Annotated in this window: 19 protein-coding genes; 7 read left to right on the forward strand and 12 right to left on the reverse strand. The window is 35.2% G+C overall.

Translation table 11 applies throughout. The features are described 5' to 3' along the window. Nucleotides 1-30: 30 nt before the first annotated feature. Nucleotides 31-387, reverse strand: coding sequence for a hypothetical protein (locus tag BUC23_RS10430; protein WP_073209194.1), 357 nt, complete (start codon nt 385-387; stop codon nt 31-33). 143 nt (nt 388-530) lie between these two features. On the opposite strand from BUC23_RS10430, the gene BUC23_RS10435 reads away from it, so the two are divergent. Continuing rightward, complete coding sequence (locus tag BUC23_RS10435) at nt 531-1034, forward strand: CvpA family protein (RefSeq protein ID WP_073209196.1); 504 nt, start codon at nt 531-533, stop codon at nt 1032-1034. 81 nt (nt 1035-1115) lie between these two features. Here BUC23_RS10435 and BUC23_RS10440 read toward each other — a convergent pair whose 3' ends face one another. From BUC23_RS10440 to BUC23_RS10475, 8 genes are all read right to left on the reverse strand, one after another. Next, nucleotides 1116-1859, reverse strand: coding sequence for a tetratricopeptide repeat protein (locus BUC23_RS10440; protein WP_073209197.1), 744 nt, complete (start codon nt 1857-1859; stop codon nt 1116-1118). A gap of 86 nt (nt 1860-1945) precedes the next feature. After that, a complete protein-coding gene (locus BUC23_RS10445) occupies nt 1946-3688 on the reverse strand; it encodes a BatD family protein (RefSeq protein WP_073209199.1) in 1743 nt (580 codons plus the stop codon). Nucleotides 3689-3709: 21 nt separating this feature from the next. After that, nucleotides 3710-4459, reverse strand: coding sequence for a tetratricopeptide repeat protein (locus BUC23_RS10450; RefSeq protein ID WP_073209201.1), 750 nt, complete (start codon nt 4457-4459; stop codon nt 3710-3712). An 86-nt stretch (nt 4460-4545) separates the two neighbouring features. Continuing rightward, nucleotides 4546-5580: a vWA domain-containing protein gene (locus BUC23_RS10455; RefSeq protein ID WP_073209203.1), complete on the reverse strand. Its 1035-nt coding sequence runs from the start codon at nt 5578-5580 to the stop codon at nt 4546-4548. 40 nt (nt 5581-5620) lie between these two features. Beyond that, entirely contained in the window at nt 5621-6622 is a 1002-nt protein-coding gene (locus BUC23_RS10460) for a vWA domain-containing protein (protein ID WP_073209204.1), read from the reverse strand. Further along, nucleotides 6622-8253 carry a hypothetical protein gene (locus BUC23_RS10465; protein ID WP_073209206.1) on the reverse strand — a complete coding sequence of 544 codons (1632 nt, stop codon included), beginning with the start codon at nt 8251-8253 and terminating at the stop codon, nt 6622-6624. Before BUC23_RS10465 ends, BUC23_RS10460 begins: the two co-directional genes overlap by 1 nt. 56 nt (nt 8254-8309) lie before the next feature. Next, nucleotides 8310-9173, reverse strand: coding sequence for a DUF58 domain-containing protein (locus tag BUC23_RS10470; RefSeq protein WP_073209207.1), 864 nt, complete (start codon nt 9171-9173; stop codon nt 8310-8312). Between the two features lie 81 nt (nt 9174-9254). Then, the gene (locus tag BUC23_RS10475) at nt 9255-10259 is read right to left on the reverse strand and encodes an AAA family ATPase (protein ID WP_073209209.1); all 1005 of its coding nucleotides are present in this window, start codon (nt 10257-10259) and stop codon (nt 9255-9257) included. A 212-nt stretch (nt 10260-10471) separates the two neighbouring features. On the opposite strand from BUC23_RS10475, the gene BUC23_RS10480 reads away from it, so the two are divergent. The 5 genes from BUC23_RS10480 to BUC23_RS10500 all read left to right on the forward strand — a co-directional run bounded on the left by BUC23_RS10480 (nt 10472) and on the right by BUC23_RS10500 (nt 14832). Beyond that, entirely contained in the window at nt 10472-11344 is an 873-nt protein-coding gene (locus BUC23_RS10480; RefSeq protein WP_073209210.1) for an aldo/keto reductase, read from the forward strand. A 98-nt stretch (nt 11345-11442) separates the two neighbouring features. Further along, nucleotides 11443-12198, forward strand: a complete 756-nt coding sequence (locus tag BUC23_RS10485) for an SDR family NAD(P)-dependent oxidoreductase (RefSeq protein ID WP_073209212.1) — start codon at nt 11443-11445, stop codon at nt 12196-12198. 85 nt (nt 12199-12283) lie between these two features. Next, entirely contained in the window at nt 12284-13423 is a 1140-nt protein-coding gene (locus BUC23_RS10490) for an ATP-binding protein (RefSeq protein ID WP_073209213.1), read from the forward strand. Between the two features lie 141 nt (nt 13424-13564). Continuing rightward, entirely contained in the window at nt 13565-14290 is a 726-nt protein-coding gene (locus BUC23_RS10495; RefSeq protein ID WP_073209215.1) for a metallophosphoesterase, read from the forward strand. Nucleotides 14291-14334: 44 nt separating this feature from the next. Continuing rightward, entirely contained in the window at nt 14335-14832 is a 498-nt protein-coding gene (locus BUC23_RS10500; protein ID WP_073209216.1) for a DUF6646 family protein, read from the forward strand. Between the two features lie 69 nt (nt 14833-14901). Here the strand turns inward: BUC23_RS10500 and amaB are convergent, their stop codons facing one another. From amaB to BUC23_RS10515, 3 genes are all read right to left on the reverse strand, one after another. Further along, the gene (amaB, locus tag BUC23_RS10505; protein ID WP_073209217.1) at nt 14902-16455 is read right to left on the reverse strand and encodes an L-piperidine-6-carboxylate dehydrogenase; all 1554 of its coding nucleotides are present in this window, start codon (nt 16453-16455) and stop codon (nt 14902-14904) included. A gap of 300 nt (nt 16456-16755) precedes the next feature. Beyond that, complete coding sequence (locus tag BUC23_RS10510) at nt 16756-17295, reverse strand: 3-hydroxyanthranilate 3,4-dioxygenase (protein WP_073209260.1); 540 nt, start codon at nt 17293-17295, stop codon at nt 16756-16758. A 108-nt stretch (nt 17296-17403) separates the two neighbouring features. Next, a complete protein-coding gene (locus BUC23_RS10515) occupies nt 17404-18513 on the reverse strand; it encodes an endonuclease/exonuclease/phosphatase family protein (RefSeq protein WP_073209218.1) in 1110 nt (369 codons plus the stop codon). 282 nt (nt 18514-18795) lie between these two features. Between BUC23_RS10515 and BUC23_RS10520 the strand changes: the two genes are divergently transcribed. Continuing rightward, entirely contained in the window at nt 18796-19698 is a 903-nt protein-coding gene (locus tag BUC23_RS10520; protein ID WP_244153796.1) for a S66 peptidase family protein, read from the forward strand. Nucleotides 19699-19752: the final 54 nt, after the last annotated feature.

Genomic DNA, 19752 nt, shown 5'->3' on the forward strand with positions numbered 1-19752 from the left:
CGTTCTGAAAAGGGAGAGTGCGACTGCAAACTACGAAATTACTTCTCTTTCCAGGAAATAATTGACAATTGCTTCTTTCATTAAAACTGATTGCTCACCCGCTTTTAGTGGTGGCAATTCCTCTTTTACCTTATAATGTGGCCAACCGTCCTCGTCAAAAAATTCGAATTCATAGAACCCATAAGGTTCCAATAGCCTGCAAATTGCAATATGCATCAAGTTAAGTTTCTCGTCTTTTTTAAACTCATTGTGCACTTTTCCGAGTTCTTGCACCCCGATTAAGTAAATAATGGCGTCTAAATCTAAATCTTCTCCTTGAGAAAATTGATCGGAAAGTATCGTTACAAGCTGTTCCCAGCGTTCTTTTAGTTGTGTATCTCTTGACATTTTAATGAATTATGAATTATGAGTTATGAATTATTAAATCACCGATCATAAAATTAGTTGCGCAAAGATAAGAACTTGAAAATTGGCAATTGATAATCAACAATTCTTTTATATTTGTTCTTTCTTTTAATTATTGAATTGTTATGGGACTTTTGGATATTATTTTGGGTGTTTTATTGGCTTTCGCTTTGTATAAAGGAATTAGAAATGGTCTTTTTATTGAATTAGCATCGTTGATTTCGCTAATCCTCGGCATTTATGTTGCAATAAAATTTTCTTCATTTATGAAGGGAGTGCTCTCCGGATTTTTTCATTGGAATCCCAATACGATTCAGGTTGTTGCTTTTGTGCTAACTTTTATGTTAGTTGTTATTGGAATCTCGATATTGGCAAAAATTCTTACGCAAGTAAATGATTTAGCTTTTCTGGGCTGGCTCAACAAACTGGGAGGTGGATTATTTCGAGTGCTGAAAACCGTTCTGATAGTGAGTATTGTTTTTACCGTTTTCGAAAAAATAAACTACCATAACTACTTAGCCAAGAAAGAAACATTAGATAATTCCTTGTTTTATAATCCGATCCAAAAAACAGCCGGTTTCATTTTTCCTTCGATTAAGAATTGGTATCATGATTTGAAAAAAAAGTAATCTGTTGCACCAGGCAGTCAAAGTAGGAAGTCTGCAGATGAATAATAGAAAAATACTACAGATAAAAATCTGAAATCTGAATTATTTCACTTCCCTTATAAAGCTACCTTCTATCCAGCCTTCAGTACCATCTGATAACTGTACTTTTTTCCAATTATCTACTTTTTCCTGCACATAGACTTTTGTCCCCTCATGCAGTACTATAACCGCAGCACTCGCCTTTTGTGGCTCAGCTCTTACCTCCGCAATTTCGGCAAAAACAATCGCTGGCTTTTCCTTATCAAAATGGCTTTTTTCGAAAATAGCCGATGAAACACTGACAAGAATTAGAAAAATAAGGACAAACATTCCAAAAAAGAAAATTCTTTTTGACACCGTCGTTTCTGAAAAATAATAGCCGACAAAAAACAACAAAAAAGAAGTTGCCAATACCACCGAAATCCATGCCCAAGTATTATAATTGTATATTCCTGTAAAATCACGTAGTAACTTTCCAAAACCTACTTTTGGCACTACTTTGATTTCATCGATAGTTCTTTTTTGAGCAAATTTTAAGTTGTTTGCGGTTTCGCTATCATTTGGATTAAGTACTAATGCTTTTTCATAGTAGTAAATTGATGGCGCCACTTTATTCAATTTATAATAGCTATTTCCAAGATTAAAATACAATTCTGCCGATTGCTTATTCTCTTTCAATACGTTTTCATACGCTTCAACCGCCTGATCGTATTTTCCGTTTTTATACAATTCATTCCCTTTTTCAAAACCACTTTGGGCAAAGAAAACTTGGGTTGTCAATAATAATATATAAAGTATATGTTTCATTTTAATAGTATAAGTTGTCGATTGACCATTCTCGAATATCAAAGTGAGATTGCTTCGTTCCTCGCAATGACATTGGTGGTTCAAAATTATATCTGTTTTTCTAAGTCTGAAATAATCAAAACGGCTTTGTCAAAATCCTGCTGAATAGCAACACTCGAGGATGGTGCATATCTTGCCACTTCACAGTTTTCAGTCAACGTAATAAAATCACTTACGGCTTGCGGATTTGCCTTTTTAGACAACAGAAGTTCCTGAATGTTATCCTTACTCATTTCTGATGTTTCGATATGCAATTTGGCTTTAAGAAAATTATGCATCGCTTTTTCCAGCGCGATATAAAACAATTCTTTGTTGTTGATTTGCTTTTTGGCTTCCGATAAATATTTCTTGGCCAATTTATTATTCATTTTTATTCTATTCCCGGTAACATCTCCATCAATTGCTTCTTTCTTCTTTTTAACTAATACAATCACAGGGAGTATTAAAAAAGGTAAAAACATCAACCCTAAATACAAATTAGAACCAAAGAAATCTTCCTTGTCTATGTTCAACAACTTTGTTTTTAATTTAATGTATTTGAATTGTTCTAAGTTCGTTATTTTATTTTTATCCGAAGAATTCGACGCTACGGCAGCAGTTGGCCCATCGAGAACATTGATCATTATTTCCGGGGAACTTAGTGTTTTATATTTTCCTGAACCTAAGTCAAAGTAGGAAAAACGCAATGGTTTTATAGGATAATTTCCTTTGTACTGCGGAATAATGGTATAACTGTCCGAAACCTTTCCGACCATTCCTGAAAGTGGAGTGTCTACTTTTTCGTTGTGAACGGCATCATACATTTCGAGTGCATTGGGCACAATAGGTTTTGGCAAACTGAATAATTTCATATTCCCTTTTCCAGTCACGCTCACAACTAAATCAAGGCTTTCTCCATTTTTTAAATCCGTTTTTGTAGGCGTTACTTTAAAATTAAAATTTCCTACAGCACCAGAGAAATCTTCCGGTTTTCCTGCTTCGGGAAGTGCTTTGACAGTAATTATTTTCGATCCAGCGGAAACTCTTTTACTGCCGTCTTTTACCACAACCTGACCGTACATGTTTCTTTGATTGGTAGGCAACTGAACGTCAATATCTAGAGATAAAGGTTCGATCGCTAACTTTCCTGATTTTTGCGGATACAGTACCGTCTTCCTTAATACCACATAACGGTATTTTTCGCCCTTAAACATGCCTTCCTGGGCAACTAATTGTTTTATATCAATATTTTGACTCCAGAAATCATTGTATTTAGGTTTGTTTAATTCTCTCCAATTGGTAATCCCAATGTTGTAACTAAAATACAATTTATAAACTACCGTAATAGGTTCGTTGACATATGGATTTGTTTTAGAAACATCGGCCACCAGATAGAGGTTATCATCTGCCGAAATCTGGGTGTCGTTTGGATCCCTTGGTTGCGCTGTGGCTGCCGTAACGTTTATTCTAATCGGCGAAGTTCTATAAATTTGTCCATTGTATTCAATGGCCGCCTGCTTGATAATTAATGCTCCTTTTTGATTTGGAAGAAGAAAATAGGAATACACTTTCTCAAAGGAACTTCTACCATTAACCCATGACTGACTCACTTGCTGGCTTGGACCGGCAATAATTCTGAATCCATCAAAAGAGGGTTGGTTAAAATTATCCCCATCTACATTCATTATAAAATCGATACGAAGTCTTTCGTTTAGGCCTAGCGTGGTTTTGCTTACTCTAGCTTCAAATTGAACTTGAGCGCTAAGTGAGCTGCACACCATTAAAACAATCGCTGCTATAAATCTTTTCATTTTCAAATTATCTTAATTGAATTACCAATCCTTCTCAGTCTTGACTGGTTTTCCTTTTACTTTGTTGGCGTTTACTTTATCCTGAACTTTCTTCTCTTCCTTATTTACCGCGTCCAGAAGATTTTCCAGACGTTCTTTAGACATTCCTCCAGGCATTGGTTTTGGCTCACCATTTTCATTGGGTTTTGGATCTTTTTTGTCTTTATCCTTGTCCCCTTTATCGTCTTTCTTCTCTTTATCCTTGTTGTTCTTATCGTCCTTCTTGTCTTTATCTTTATCTTTCTTGTCGTCCTTTTTATCGTCTTTCTTATCTTTCTTGTCGTCTTTCTTATCATCCTTTGGGGGATTTTCTTTTAGCATTTTTTTTGCTAAAGCATAATTATAACGTGTTTCTTCATCTGTAGGATTGTTTCGCAATGCGTTTTTGTAGGCTTCCACCGCTTGGGTATAATCCTTTTCTTTCATGAAAACATTTCCTAAATTATGAAAGGCCCTGTGTTTTTGTGGTCTTGATTTGGCAGTCTTCAATGCTTTGGCGAAAGCAAATTTTGCTTCTGATGCTTGATTTTGCTTATAAATAGCATTTCCCAAATTATAGGTCGAAACGGTTTTATTCGGAAATTTCGAATTAGAAATTCTGTAATCTGCTTCCGCATCAACAAAATTATTCTCGGCATATTCCTCGTTTGCTTTAGGCAATATTTTGTCCTTCTGTTGTGCATTTGCAACAAAAGTAAAAAGCAATAAAAGATGTAAGATTAAGTTCTTCATTTTATTTTTTAAATGTAAGCGTCAAAATATAGTTTTGTTCTTGTTCCAATAATGGAGCGTCTTCCGTATACTTTGCTCTTTATATTTTATTTATTCTCGTTAAATAAATTTAATTTATTCACCCAACTTGTTTTTCTTTCCAAAAGGAAAATATCCAGGAATAACAAAACAAAAGCAAATGCTAAAAACCATTGAAATTGCGATTGAAAATCAGCCATTTCTGTAGCTTCAAATTCTGTTTTTTGGATTTTATCCAAAGTGTTTTTGATATATTCAAGCACTTCCTTGGTATTATTCCCATTTATGTAACCTCCTTTTGTGGCTTTTGCAATAGCAATTAAACCCGCCTCATTCAATTTAGTAATTACAACCTGATTATTGTTGTCTCTTTGAAAGCTTTCCACTATCCCATTTCTTTTCAATGGAATCGTTCCTCCTTTTTCAGTTCCAATACCTATCGTAATGATTTTCATTCCCAGCTTATTTGCCTCTTCCGCTGCAGATTCAGCTCCTTCAGAATGATCTTCTCCATCTGAAATCAAAATCAACAACTTGCTCGTTTTGCTTTTATCGTCAAAATAAGTCGAAGATAATTTTATGGCTTCATCAAGCGATGTTCCTTGCGAAGAAACCATTTCTGTATTCATACTTTGCAAAAACATTTTGGCAACACTGTAATCTGTCGTAATGGGCAAAACGGGAAAAGCACTTCCAGCATAAGCTACAATTCCTATTCTATCGCTTCCTAACTGATTGATAATTTGCGAAACAATCTGCTTGCTTTTGTCCAACCGATTTGGTGCAACATCCTCGGCCAGCATACTTTTGGAGACATCCATTGCAAAAACGATATCAATTCCTTCTCGTTTTACGGTTTCCATTTTAGTTCCAATTTTTGGATTCACTAATCCAAAAATAATTCCAACCAAAGCAAGAAGCAGCAATACCAACTTCAAAACAGGCTTAAAAACAGAACTCTCAGGACTCAGTTTTTTAACCATTTCCAAATCCCCGAATTCGCGTTGTTTTCTTCTTTTCCAATATAAATTAATTAGAAAAACCAACACCACGATGGGTAGTATAAAAAGTAAGTATAAATATTTTTTTTCGTCTAATTCCATTTTTTATCTTTTAGTCACAGTTTTTAGTTTGCAACTCTCATTATATAAAGCTTTTAAAAACCGTTTTTCGCAATCCTATTTCAAGTAACAATAAGAAACCTGCAAACCATACAAACGGTCTGAATTTTTCATCATAATCATAGAATTTTAGCTCTTCAATTTCTGTGGTTTCCAGTTTATTGATAGAAGCGTAAATCTCGGCCAATTTACTGTTGCTGGTTGCTCTAAAATATTTACCATCCGTTTTTCTGGCAATACTTTTCAATAATTGCTCGTCAATTTCCACTTTCATCATTTGGAATAAAAACTGTCCATTTGGTGCAACCGCGTATGGAAACATTGCCATTCCATTTGAACCAATTCCTATCGTATATACTTTAATTCCGTATTGTTTCGCGATGTCTGATGCTGTTTCAGGCTCGATAAACCCAGCGTTATTTACACCATCCGTTAAAAGAATAACTACTTTACTTTTGGCTTTACTGTCTTTTAATCGGTTTACGGCAGTTGCCAATCCCATTCCTATTCCTGTTCCGTCTTGTAGAACATTATCATATTTGATTCCGTTGATAGCATCAAGAATAACTGCTTTATCACTTGTCACCGGAGTTTTAGTGTAAGCTTCCGAAGCATAAACTACAAGTCCAATTCTATCGTTTGGTCTTTCTTCAACAAAATCAGCCGCTACTCTCTTCAGCGCTTCCATTCTGTTTGGCTTCAAATCTTTGGCAAGCATACTTCCGGAAACATCGACTGCCATTACAATATCAATTCCTTTAGTGGTTTTTGTTCTATTGCTCACATCAACCGTTCTTGGTCTGGCCATGGCAACAATCAAAGACGATAAAGCCAATACTCGAAACACATTCAAAATTGGTTTTAGCTTTACTAATAAAGAATCGGAATTCTTAAATCCTTGAATGGAACTGATCTTTAAAGTTGCCGATTGTTGGTTTTTTTTCCAAAATAACCAAACAACAGCCACTGGAATCAGAAGAAACAACCAAAAAAATTCTGGGTTTAAAAAAGTTATCTTATCCATTATTTACTTAATTGTTTTAATTCGACAGAGCTTAAAACTCGTTCTGATATTTGGTTTGCATAATCATCGCCTTCTTCATGGAAAATTATAATTTGCTGTAATCCGCCTTCTTGGCTAAACAATAGTGCTTCATAATATAATTTGGTACTGCTTTGAGTAGCACTGTTTATTTTCGAAAATGTTCCGTATGCTTTAAGTCCTTTAATTCCTTCTTTGGTTTCAAAATCTTCTTGCTTGACAATCATGTTTTTAGCTCCTTTCGATTCTAAGGATTGCAACGCTCCATCCATTGATTTTGCCAAATCAATCTCTCCTTCTTTTTTGTATTTTAAGGTAGAAATCATAATGTAGAAATTGTCCTGAATAGTCCCATAAGCAAAAGATTGCATTTCTTTAATCAAAGCCATTCCGTCTTTAGGCAATGTCTTGGTCAAATCTACTCTCTTAAGCACTTTTGGCGTTTCTATTATAATTCCAGGATTTCCGTATTCACTTTTTATCCATTCGCCTTCCAATAATTCCTTACTGGCATTACCAAAAATATTGTCTTTTACAAAATCAAATCCTTTGAGAACGATGAAAAAAGTTGTCGTTGCCACCAAGATAAAAGCAATAGAAGAAATGGTAAGAACAATACGTTTCTTTCTCTTTTTTCGCAGTTGAATTTGAATCTGCTTTTGCCTTTGTGCTTCATTCAACAAAGTATCTTCTTCGACTGGAACTTCAACCGGAATTGAACTATCTAATGTCAAAATTGCCTTTTGAATCTTATTTCGATCTTCGGTAATTTCAAAATCCAACGGTTTAGATTTAGCAAATTTCACTAAATCGGCCTGTTTCAATACTCGCTCCAGATTTTCGATTGTTTCCTGCGAAACCGTCATTTTCTTTTTGACAGAAGCCGCTTTAAGTCCTTGAATCAGTTCAGAAGTTGTGCTTTCCATCGCGGGAATTTCAATTGCTTCTTCGATATAATTTCTGGCAATATCCGTCAATTCGCTATAATAAGCTTTGACTTCCCCTTTTTGCCAAAGTTCTTTCTTCTCCAAATTATTCAGCAAACTGGTTGCTTTTTCAATTGGTGTTTTGAAAATTTCTTCTTCTAATTTTTTCTTTTGGTGTTTTTTGATGTACCAATAAATGAATGCTCCAATACCAATAATCAATGCTAAAATCAACAGGTATTTCCACCAATTCCCAATCGAATTGTCCGCTGGGGCGATGTTCTTAATATCAAACATTTTTTGTTTTAACGTATCAACTTTAACATTGGCAACCTCAACCAAAAGTGAATCCGTCATAAACGGTTTGCTGTTGATAAAAATCTTTATACTTGGAATAACATATCTACCGGAATCAAATTGGGTTAAGCCGTATTTTTTTACCAATTCATAACGGCCGTCCATTTTGACAGTGTCAATTGGATAAGACTGAATTACCTCTAGCGCCCCAAAGTTTTTCAATTTTGGAAAAATAACTTTAGACGAAGTGTCAACAGTCGTTTTTATGGACAGTTTAAATTCGGCACCAATTTTATTTTTAATCGTGTCAATACTTGTAACTACTTGCTTTTGCTGCGCAAAAACAAACGTTGTAAACAGTAAAAAAAGTAGGTAAAGTCTAATTTTCATTTTTTATCTAGTTAACCTTATCAGTCTTTAAAATCCTGATAAGGTTATGTTTTGTTTTATCTCGATTTAAAATAGCTCAATAATTTTGTCACATAACTTTCGTCAACTCTGGTATTTACTACGCCCGAACCTGATTTACTGAATGTTTCCTTAAAATAATTTACTTTTTCCTGATACAGTTTCTCGTAATTCATCCGCACTGATTTAGAACCCGTGTCCACCACTTGGATCTCACCGGTTTCGGCATCGAGCATGGAAACCATTCCTAAATTTGGCATTTTTTCTTCCCGAATATCATACACGCGAATACCAGTTATATCGTGTTTCTTTGAAGCAATTTTTAAAGTCTGTTCGTAATCTTCTGACATGAAATCAGAAATAATAAATACGATGGCTTTCTTTTTTTGGGTTCCCGATAAAAATTTCAACGCTTGGGCAACATCAGTTTTTTGACTTTTGGGTTGAAATTCAATCAGTTCTCGAATGATGCGCAACACATGCGATCTTCCTTTTTTAGGCGGAATATACAATTCGATTTCATCCGAAAATAAAATTAATCCTATTTTATCGTTATTTTGAGTAGCCGAAAATGCCATTGTGGCTGCGATTTCCGTAACAATATCTTTCTTGAATTGGTTTTTAGAACCAAAACTTTCAGAACCTGAAATATCCACCATCAACATCATTGTCAATTCACGTTCTTCCTCAAAAACTTTTACGTGGGCTTCATTATATCGTGCGGTCACATTCCAGTCAATGGCTCGAATATCATCGCCGTACTGATATTGACGTACTTCGCTGAATGTCATTCCCCGTCCTTTGAAAGAAGTATGGTATTCCCCTGAAAATATATGATCGCTCAATCTTCGGGTTTTGATTTCTATTTTTCGTACCTTTTTTAAAAGCTCTTTTGTATCCATTTTTAATTTGTTTAAAGTTTAAAAATTTAACGTTCCAAGTTCGCAACACAACAACTTGAAACTTTAAACATTAAACAAACTTTAAGGTACTTCGATCTCGTTTACGATTTTGTTTATGATATCAACTGAAGTAATGTTTTCCGCTTCCGCTTCATACGTAATTCCAATTCTGTGACGCAATACATCATGAACCACAGCACGAACATCTTCTGGAATTACATATCCACGACGTTTGATAAAAGCGTAACATTTTGCGGCATTCGCCAAATTGATACTTCCACGTGGAGAAGCTCCAAAACTGATTAACGGTTTCAAATCTGCTAATTTATATTTCTCTGGGTAACGTGTCGCAAAAATAATATCAAGAATGTATTTCTCTATTTTTTCATCCATGTAAACCTCACGAACCGCTTCTTGAGCGCGTAAAATTTGTTCTACAGAAACTACTGGATTTACTTTTTCGTAACTTCCTTTTAGATTTTGGCGAATTACTAAACGTTCGTCTTCCATTTTTGGATAGTCAATAACCGTTTTCAACATAAAACGATCGACTTGCGCTTCAGGCAATTGATATGTTCCTTCTTGTTCAATTGGATTCTGGGTTGCTAAAACTAAAAATGGTCGGTCTAGTTTGAAAGTAGTGTCGCCAATGGTCACTTGTTTTTCCTGCATCGCTTCTAAAAGTGCTGATTGTACCTTTGCTGGCGCACGGTTAATCTCATCAGCTAGGACGAAATTGGCAAAAATCGGTCCTTTTTTAATCGAAAATTCATTGGCTTTAATGTTGTAAATCATGGTACCCACAACATCGGCAGGCAATAAATCTGGTGTAAATTGTATTCTGCTGAAAGATCCATGAACAGCTTGTGAAAGGGTATTTATCGCCAGTGTTTTTGCTAATCCGGGAACTCCTTCTAACAAAATATGCCCTTGGCCTAAAAGTCCGATTAATAAACGCTCTACCATGTGCTTTTGACCCACAATAACTTTGTTCATTTCCATGGTGAGAAGGTCTATAAAAGCACTTTCTCTTTCAATTTTTTCATTGATTGCTCTAATGTCTAAAGTCGCTGTATTTTCTTCCATTTTCCTATTTTTAAAACCTTGAATTTAATGCCGTTGTTTTGATGGTGCAAATTGAATTTTTTTTTAGAAGTAAGATGTTAAAAAATGGTTAAAACTTCAACCAATACCCTAATTTTAAGGATGAATTATGATAGAATTTACCTATTTTTAAGAACTTTGAAAAATATACTTTGAAATCGAAGTTTTAAGAATTTCAATAAAAAATAAAAACCATGAGCAAAACAAAATTATCACCTATTATGGCAGGTGTCATGAATTGGGGAATTTGGGATAAAAATCTCAATACCAAAGAAATGGAAAATATGATTAATGTCTGTTTAGAAAACAAAATTACAACCTTCGATCATGCTGATATATATGGTGATTATACCACCGAATCTGATTTTGGAAAAGCGTTTGCTTCCAGCAAAATAGCCAGAGAAAAAATGCAGTTAATTTCTAAATGTGGGATTCAAATGGTGACGGAAAACCGTAAAAACACCATCAAACATTACGAGTATTCCAAAGATTACATTATTTCGTCTGCTGAAAACTCCTTAAAGAATTTACAAACAGACTATTTGGATGTATTTTTATTGCACAGACCAAGTCCTTTGATGCAAGCAGACGAAATTGCCGAAGCCGTTTTAAAATTAAAATCCGACGGGAAAATTATTGATTTCGGACTTTCTAATTTTACTTCTTCGCAAACAGAATTAATTCGTCAGAAAACGGAAATCAGTTACAACCAGATACAATTTTCGGCAACCAACTTCGAACCTATGATTGACGGTAGTTTTGATTATATGCAAATGCACAAAATCCGACCGATGAGTTGGAATCCATTGGGATGTGTTTTCAGAGAAGACATCCCACAAACCCATCGATTAAAAAAATTATTGGCGACATTGGTTTCAAAATACCATTTAGGTTCTGATACGATTTTACTTTCTTGGGTTTTAAAACATCCCGCAAAAGTTATTCCGATAGCAGGAACTGTAAATGTAGCCAGAATCCAATCGCTGATGAAAGCGGTCGAATTAAAACTGGAAAAAGAAGATTGGTTTGCGATTTGGTCAGAAAGCATGGGGAAAAATGTACCATAGAAAATGGTGGCAAGTGTTCAGTTCAGAGATTTTAGATTTAACAATAGAGAAAAGGATTTGTTGAACATATTCCTTTAAAAAAATAGAAATTATAAACTATGAATAAAATAGCCTTAGTTACCGGTGCAACTAGTGGAATTGGTCAAGCAACAGCACGAATATTAGCTAAAAACAATTATAAAATCATTCTTTGTGGCCGACGCAAAGACCGACTGGAAGAACTGAAAAATGAACTGTCCGAGTTTACGGAGGCATATACTTTATCATTTGATGTTCGCGATAAAAAGGCCGTTTTTGAAAGCATCGATTCTTTGCCTGAAGCATTTTCCAAAATTGATGTTTTGATTAATAATGCGGGAAATGCCCATGGTTTAGATTCGATACAAAATGGAGATTTAGAGGATTGGGACGCCATGATCGACATCAATGTGAAAGGGCTTTTATATGTTTCGAAAGCAATAATTCCGAAAATGATTGAGCAAAAATCTGGTCATATCATTAACATTGGTTCCATAGCGGGAAAGGAAGTGTATCCAAACGGAAACGTATATTGTGCTTCAAAACACGCCGTTGATGCCCTAAACCAAGCCATGCGAATGGACTTGAATCCTTATGGAATTCGCGTTGGTGCGATCCATCCGGGAATGGTAGAAACCGAGTTTAGCGAAGTACGTTTTAAAGGCGATATTGAGAGAGCGGCCAATGTTTATAAAGGTATCGAAGCCTTACAACCGGAGGATATTGCTGATATCATTCATTTTGTGGTTTCCCGACCATATCACGTAAATATTGCTGATCTTATTGTATATCCTACCGCACAGGCATCAGCAACTATTTTAAAAAGAAATAATTAAAATTGATTTTTAGATTATTGGATTTTTAGATTATTTAGGCAATCTAAAAATCCAACAATCGAAGAAATCTAAAAATCGAATAGTAATGATCAACAAACGTATTCTTATCAAAAACCTTCTCGCTCACAATGATGAGAGCAGTTTTTATGATAAAAAGCGTCAGTTGAATTTGCATACCCGAGAGGGAAAAGCCAAGTTTTTGAAACACATTTGTGCCTTGTCTAATTCGAATCCTGCGAACAATTCCTATATTGTTGTCGGGGTCGAAGATCATGATAATGCCATTGTAGGTGACGATTTTTTTGACGACAGTCGCATTCAGAATTTAGTGAATGCGTTTCTGGAAAACCCGCCTAAGATTCAATATGAAAATGTGCCTTTCCCAAACTTGCCTAAAGACAAAGTAATTGGACTTGTAACGATAAAGCCAAAAAGTAAAACTTCCTATTTCAAAAAAGGAATTCACACTATTCCTGCGCATTCCGTTTTTATACGACGAGGTAGCAATACAATGCCCGTGGAAGGAGAGATTGAAAAAAATTATCAAAACACGGAAACTGTTATTGGCATCGAAAATAATTCCAGAAACAGTATCGAATATACGCTTGATGGCGTTATTGATTTTATGAATTTCCGGCACAAAGACATGTCGCCAAAATACAAAGTCTTCAAGGAATTATTCGTGATTTGCTGGGCTGGAATTGCCAAAAAATCTCGTGATAAAACCTATTTATCCCGTGTTGATATTGAACTGATAAATGAACAAATCAAGCTTTTTTACTCGGCTCAGGACGTGGTCGAAATCATTTATGACGAAGATACTTTCACGATTATAGAATATGTCCCTTTAGGTTTGAATGACAAAACAAGTTATTATCCTTTAGAGAAACAAACCATTCATTTTCACGATAATGGTTATTACAAAATTGAGAGAGAAATGCTTTTTCAGCCTCCCGAATTCAACAAAAAAATGTTGTTTCATATTTACAATTCTAATATTGCTTTGCTGAAAAAACTCGAGAAAGGACTTTCGTTATCCGAGCGGGAACAAAAAGATTTAGAGAACTTACCTTCAACATTCATGATTTGTTACCTCAACGGCTTTGAAGATGCCAGACAAAAACTAATTGATGCCAAACTGCTTTTGAAACCGTTCAACCAAATCTATTTGTCCTTTAAAGAAGCGTTGCGGATTTTGAGAAAAATGAAATATGATGTACAATAAATGATGTAACTCCTATACCAATATTAAATCGCCTGTGTGTTTTTTACAAAAAATAACAAACAAACACTTTTTTAAATAGCCAGGTAACACAATACTTATTTTCTGCTATTTTTGTAAAAGAACAAATTGAGACTACAAGAAATGAGAACACTCGTCATAGGAGATATACATGGTGGTTTACATGCACTACACCAAATAATGGAAAGAGCAGCTGTTACCAAAAATGACACCTTGATTTTTTTGGGAGATTATGTAGATGGCTGGAGTCAATCCCCTCAGGTGATTGATTTTTTAATTGAATTAAATAAAACACACAACTGCGTTTTCATTCGGGGGAATCATGATGAATTACTGCGAACCTGGCTTGATGAAAGCAAAGACAATTTGTTATGGTACAAGCATGGCGGCGAAGCAACTGTTCTTGCTTACGCAAATGTAAGTGCGGCAACCAAACTTAAACATATTGAATTCCTGCATGCTTTAGAGGATTACCATCTGGACGATGCCAACCGTTTGTTTATACATGCTGGTTTTACCAATATGAACGGAATTGACTTTGAATATTTCCCCAAACTTTTTTACTGGGACAGAACGCTATGGGAAACTGCCTTGGCTTTAGATAAAAATATGAAAATTGATAATTTGTTATACCCCAAACGATTTACATTATATAAAGAGATTTATATAGGTCATACACCAGTCACCAGAATTGGAGAAACTATCCCGGTTCAAATGGCTTGCGTTTGGAATATTGATACTGGTGCTGCTTTTAAAGGTCCGTTAACTATTATGGATGTGGCCACAAAGGAATTCTGGCAGAGCGAACCTTTACCGTCTTTATACCCCAATGAAAAAGGTAGGAATTAATTTATTTAAACTATTTTTGCCTAAAATTATAAAAGTTCAAGAGTATGAAAAAGTTTATTACATTGTCATTATTATTGGCAGTTGGTTTCGTAAATGCCCAAGCTTTCAAAGGAAAAGGAGACGTTAAATTTGATGTTGGTACAAATATTCAAAATGGCGGGTCAGGAATTGGTATCTCTTCTGATTTTGGCCTTGGAGAAAACATGTCTTATGGTTTTGTTGCTTCTTACCTGCTATCTGCGAGTTCAGATGATTTAGGAAACAAACCAGAATTTGGAGACAGAATCGATGCTAAATTTAGATTCAATGCTAATTTAGGAAATGTTTTTCAACTTGATAAAAAAATGGATATTTATCCAGGTCTTGATTTAGGTTTAAGAAATTTTGGTGCACATTTAGGATTTCGTTATTTCTTCACAGAAGGTTTTGGTATTTTTACAGAAGCTGGAATTCCTATTGCAAGTTATAAAACGAACCCAATAGGTTTTGATAAACTAAACAATCAATTTGTGTTTAATATTGGAGCTTCTTTCAATTTGTAACATTGGTTAAATAAAAAAAGGCAATTTGAAAAATTCAAATTGCCTTTTTTAGTTTATACTTATTGTTATTTACAAATCAAATTTGATTCCTTGTGCCAATGGCAAACTCGTCGTATAATTGATTGTATTGGTTTGTCTTCTCATGTAGATTTTCCAAGCATCAGAACCGGATTCTCTTCCTCCTCCAGTTTCTTTTTCTCCACCAAAAGCGCCACCAATCTCAGCTCCGGACGTTCCAATGTTCACATTTGCAATTCCACAGTCAGAACCTACAACAGATAAGAAATGTTCTGCTTCTCTTAAATTGTTAGTCATAATCGCTGAAGACAATCCTTGAGCCACTCCGTTTTGAACATCAACAGCATTTTCAACAGTACCTGAATATTTTATTAAATATAAAACAGGAGCAAAGGTTTCGTGTTGTACGATTTCGAATGAGTTATCCGCTTCTGCAATAGCAGGTTTCACATAACAACCACTTTCGTACCCTTCACCAGAAAGAACGCCACCTTCTACAAGGAGTTGCCCACCTTCGGCAACGACTTTTGTTAAGGCATTATTGTACATTTCAACAGCATGAGTATCGATTAGCGGTCCAACATGATTGTTTTCGTCCAATGGATTTCCGATACGCAATTGTCCGTAAGCCGATACAACTGCGTCTTTTACTTTATCATAAATACTTTCGTGAATAATCAAACGACGCGTTGAAGTACAACGTTGTCCTGCTGTTCCTACGGCACCAAAAACGGCACCGATAACAGTCATTTTAATGTCAGCATCCGGAGTCACAATGATTGCATTGTTTCCACCCAATTCCAATAACGATCTTCCTAAACGTCCTGCAACTGCTTGCGCAACTATTTTCCCCATACGAGTTGATCCTGTAGCAGAAATTAAAGGTACACGTCTATCATTAGTCAACAATTCACCTACTTTATAATCACCGTTGATTAAACAAGAAATTCCTTCTGGAAGATTATTTTCTTTGATTACTTCGGCAATTATGTTTTGACAGGCAATTCCACAAAGTGGTGTTTTTTCAGAAGGTTTCCAAACGCAAACATCTCCACAAATCCAAGCTAATGCTGTATTCCACGCCCAAACTGCTACTGGAAAGTTGAATGCTGAAATAATTCCAACAATTCCCAATGGGTGATATTGCTCATACATTCTATGTCCTGGACGTTCTGAATGCATCGTTAATCCGTGTAATTGACGGGAAAGACCCACTGCAAAATCACAGATATCAATCATTTCCTGAACTTCTCCGTATCCTTCCTGCAATGATTTTCCCATTTCGTAGGAAACCAATTTACCTAAAGCTTCTTTGTTTTTACGTAATTTATCTCCAAACTGACGCACGATTTCACCACGTTGTGGCGCTGGCATCAATCTGAATGTTTTAAAAGCTTCGGTAGCGGTTTGCATTACTTTTTCGTAATCGGCAGCAGTAGTTGTTTTTACTGATGCGATTAATTGTCCGTCCACTGGCGAATGACTTTCAAGAATTTCTCCGTTTGAAAAATGGTTTACACCTGTTGAAGTTCCTTCGTTTATGGCTTTTACACCTAATTGCGCCAATGCTTCTTTCATTCCAAATTGATCTGCTATTGTTATCATTGTAACTTTTTTAATGAAATTTGTTATATTTTTTTGTAAAGATATTATATAAACCTGAAAAAATAACCATTGAATGCGATTTTTTATGTTTTGCGGGATTTTGCAAACAACACTGTAGAATAATCGAAAGTTTTTTAGTACATCAAGTGTTTAGCCCCGATAGAAGTGCAAAGCCCGGAAATCACGTTGGCTTACATTTTTTATAGCTACGAAGCGACCAAAGGAAGCTCTTGTAGCTATTTAAAAATGTTGCCAACGGAATGACGGCTTGTAACGCAAAGCGGGAATAGCTCCTAAATATTATTTTTTGGTTACAAATTTAGGATCGGCTTCCATTACGGTTCCGCAATTTTCGCAGGTTCGTAATTTTTCTGAATTGTAAAAATGTTCAAAATGTGGCAGAAAATCATTTTCAATATTATCAAGTTCAAAATAGACTTCGTATAATTTATGGTTGCAATTATCGCAAAACCACATTAATCCATCCTTGTGTCCTTTTCCGACACGTTTCCTTTCAATGACTAATCCTATTGAACCTTCGGAACGAACCGGAGAATGCGGGACTTTTCCCGGATGAAGGTACATATCACCCGCATGAAGTTCCATTTCTTTTCGCTGCCCTTCGTCCTGTACAAATACTTTTATAGAGCCTTCGAGTTGATAAAATAATTCTTCGGTTTCGTTATAATGATAGTCTTTTCGTGCGTTAGGACCTGCAACAACCATCACGATATAATCCTCGGATTCTGTATATAAATTTTTGTTCCCTACTGGTGGTTTAAGAAGATGACGGTTCTCATCTACCCATTTATTGAGGTTGAAAGGTTTTGCTATTGCCATGTTTTTTGTAATTTTAATTGTAAAGTTATGAAATAAAAAAATAGATGAAATCATTTAACCATATAAGAAATATAAGGTCATATAAGTTGCAATAAATAGGATGTTAAATTATCTTTTTTCTTTGATTAAATAGATATAGACCGGAAAATGGTCGCTAAAACCAATTTCGGTGGGTGAATGCCGCAAAGGATATCCTTTATATTGTCCGCTGGTTTGAATTAAAAAAGGTTTATTGTAAATTCCAGCTTTCCAATAGGAAAAGGAGGATTTATTTGGTTTTAATAACGATCCTGAAACCATAATTTGGTCGAAAATATCCCAAGCATCCCGAAAAGCGATTGTTCCCATACCTTTTTTGGCCATTTCTTCAAATGGATTGTATATGCCAAGTGGAAGGACATCTCCCTTTTTGGCTTTTGCGCCAAGCGCTATTTTTACACTCTTATTATAGGGTCCGTCATTCAGGTCACCAAGGGTAATCACTTTTGCATTTGGATTAATTCTTTGAAGGGAATCGATGATTTTCCTGTTTAAAGCTCCCGCTGCCTCTCTAAAAGGGCTTGTTTTTTTCTCCCCTCCGGAACGCGACGGCCAGTGATTAACAATGATATTGATTTCCTCACCATCCAGAAAACCAGTTACCAGAAGCTGATCTCTAGTATAAATTCGATGATTTTGAGTGCTTATTTGTAAAACATCATCTGTTATTTGTTCAGATTCCATTTTTGCCACTTCCTTTGATTTGGTGTCATTCCTATAAACATACAAAGGAATATTAGAAAAACTTGTAGGCTGAAACTGTCTCTTTTGATATAACAAAGCCACGTCTATCCCTCTTTTATCAGGCGAGTCAAAATGTATGATTCCGTAGTCTTTGTTAATCAGTTTTGGTTGTTTGATTAAATCTTCCAGAACACCCCTGTTTTCTATTTCGGAACCGCCAATAAATGTGGGAGAATCGGGATTTTCAGATGAACCAATTTCAGATAATACTCTTGCTAAGTTTTGCAGTTTATGACGGTATTTTTTAGAAGTCCAACGCTGCAATCCTGATGGTGTCCATTCCTCGTCATTAGTAACCGGGTCGTTTATTGTGTCAAATAAATTTTCAAAATTATAAAATGCTACCGTATGTATAACATAGTTTTTTTGCTGTGCATTGGAGTTTGCATTGAAAAAAAATAAAACAAACAGGAGAATCAAAGGTTTTATTCTCATAATTTTTTAATTATACTATTTGAAATTATACGCTATTTTTAAGTTGGCTATTTGTAAAAATACTTCATTTTGAGATGGAACTCTAAATTATTTTCTAATTGCTTATCTTTGTTTTATTCTTTAATTAGATTTCTATTTCTAAGATTTTGATATATTTATAAAAAAGCAACAAAAATGCATGTGACCCGATTTACTTTTATAAACAGCAATTTTGTTTTATATAAATTCCTATTTCTTATTTTTCTTTTTCAATCCTTCAACTGTCAAGCCAATAATACACCAATGATAACACCACCTATTTTACAAAAAGGAGATACAATAGCCATTTTGGCAACAGCCAGAAAAAACATAGATGACAATCTTAAACCTGCTATAGATTTACTACACAGCTGGGGTCTTGAAGTGGTTATAGGAAGTACAATTGGTTTAGATGACCATCAATTAGCGGGAACTGATGCCCAACGCGCTGCCGATTTTCAGCAACAACTGGACAATCCAAATATTAAAGCCATTTGGTGCGTCAAAGGAGGATATGGAACAGTCCGAATGATTGACTTATTGGATTTTACCAAATTCAAACAAAATCCAAAATGGATTATAGGCTTTAGCGACGTTACCGTTTTGCACAATCATTTGAACACTTTAGGTTTTAAATCCATTCATGGAATAATGCCAATAAGCATTCCCAAAGCATCTAAAGAAGCGATCGAATCATTACGTATTGCGATGTTTGGCGAAAAGCTAACCTATAAAATTGGTCCATTTGCCATGAATAAATTAGGAAAAGCGTCTGGCGAATTAGTCGGTGGTAATTTGTCCATTTTATACAGTTTATTTGGATCAAAATCCGCTATTGATTGCACCGACAAAATTTTATTCATTGAAGATTTAGATGAATATTTATATCATATTGACCGTATGATGATGAACTTGAAACGCAATGGTTGTTTGGAAAGCATAAAAGGAATTTTGGTCGGTTCTATGACCAAAATGAAAGACAACGATATTCCATGGGGAAAAAACGCCATTGAAATCATAGATGATGTCACAAAAGCATACAATATTCCTGTTTTGTATAATTTCCCCGCTGGTCATATTCAGGATAATAGAGCCCTAGTTTTAGGCAGTAAAGTAACGATTGATGTTAATGCAAATAGGAGTACTGTGACTTTTAGTGCCCCCTGATCTACAAAAGGCTTTTTTGATTGCGGAAATTTTTTTTTAACTGAATACTGCGAC

This window comes from Flavobacterium xinjiangense (genome assembly GCF_900142885.1).
GTDB classification, from domain to species: Bacteria; Bacteroidota; Bacteroidia; order Flavobacteriales; family Flavobacteriaceae; genus Flavobacterium; species Flavobacterium xinjiangense.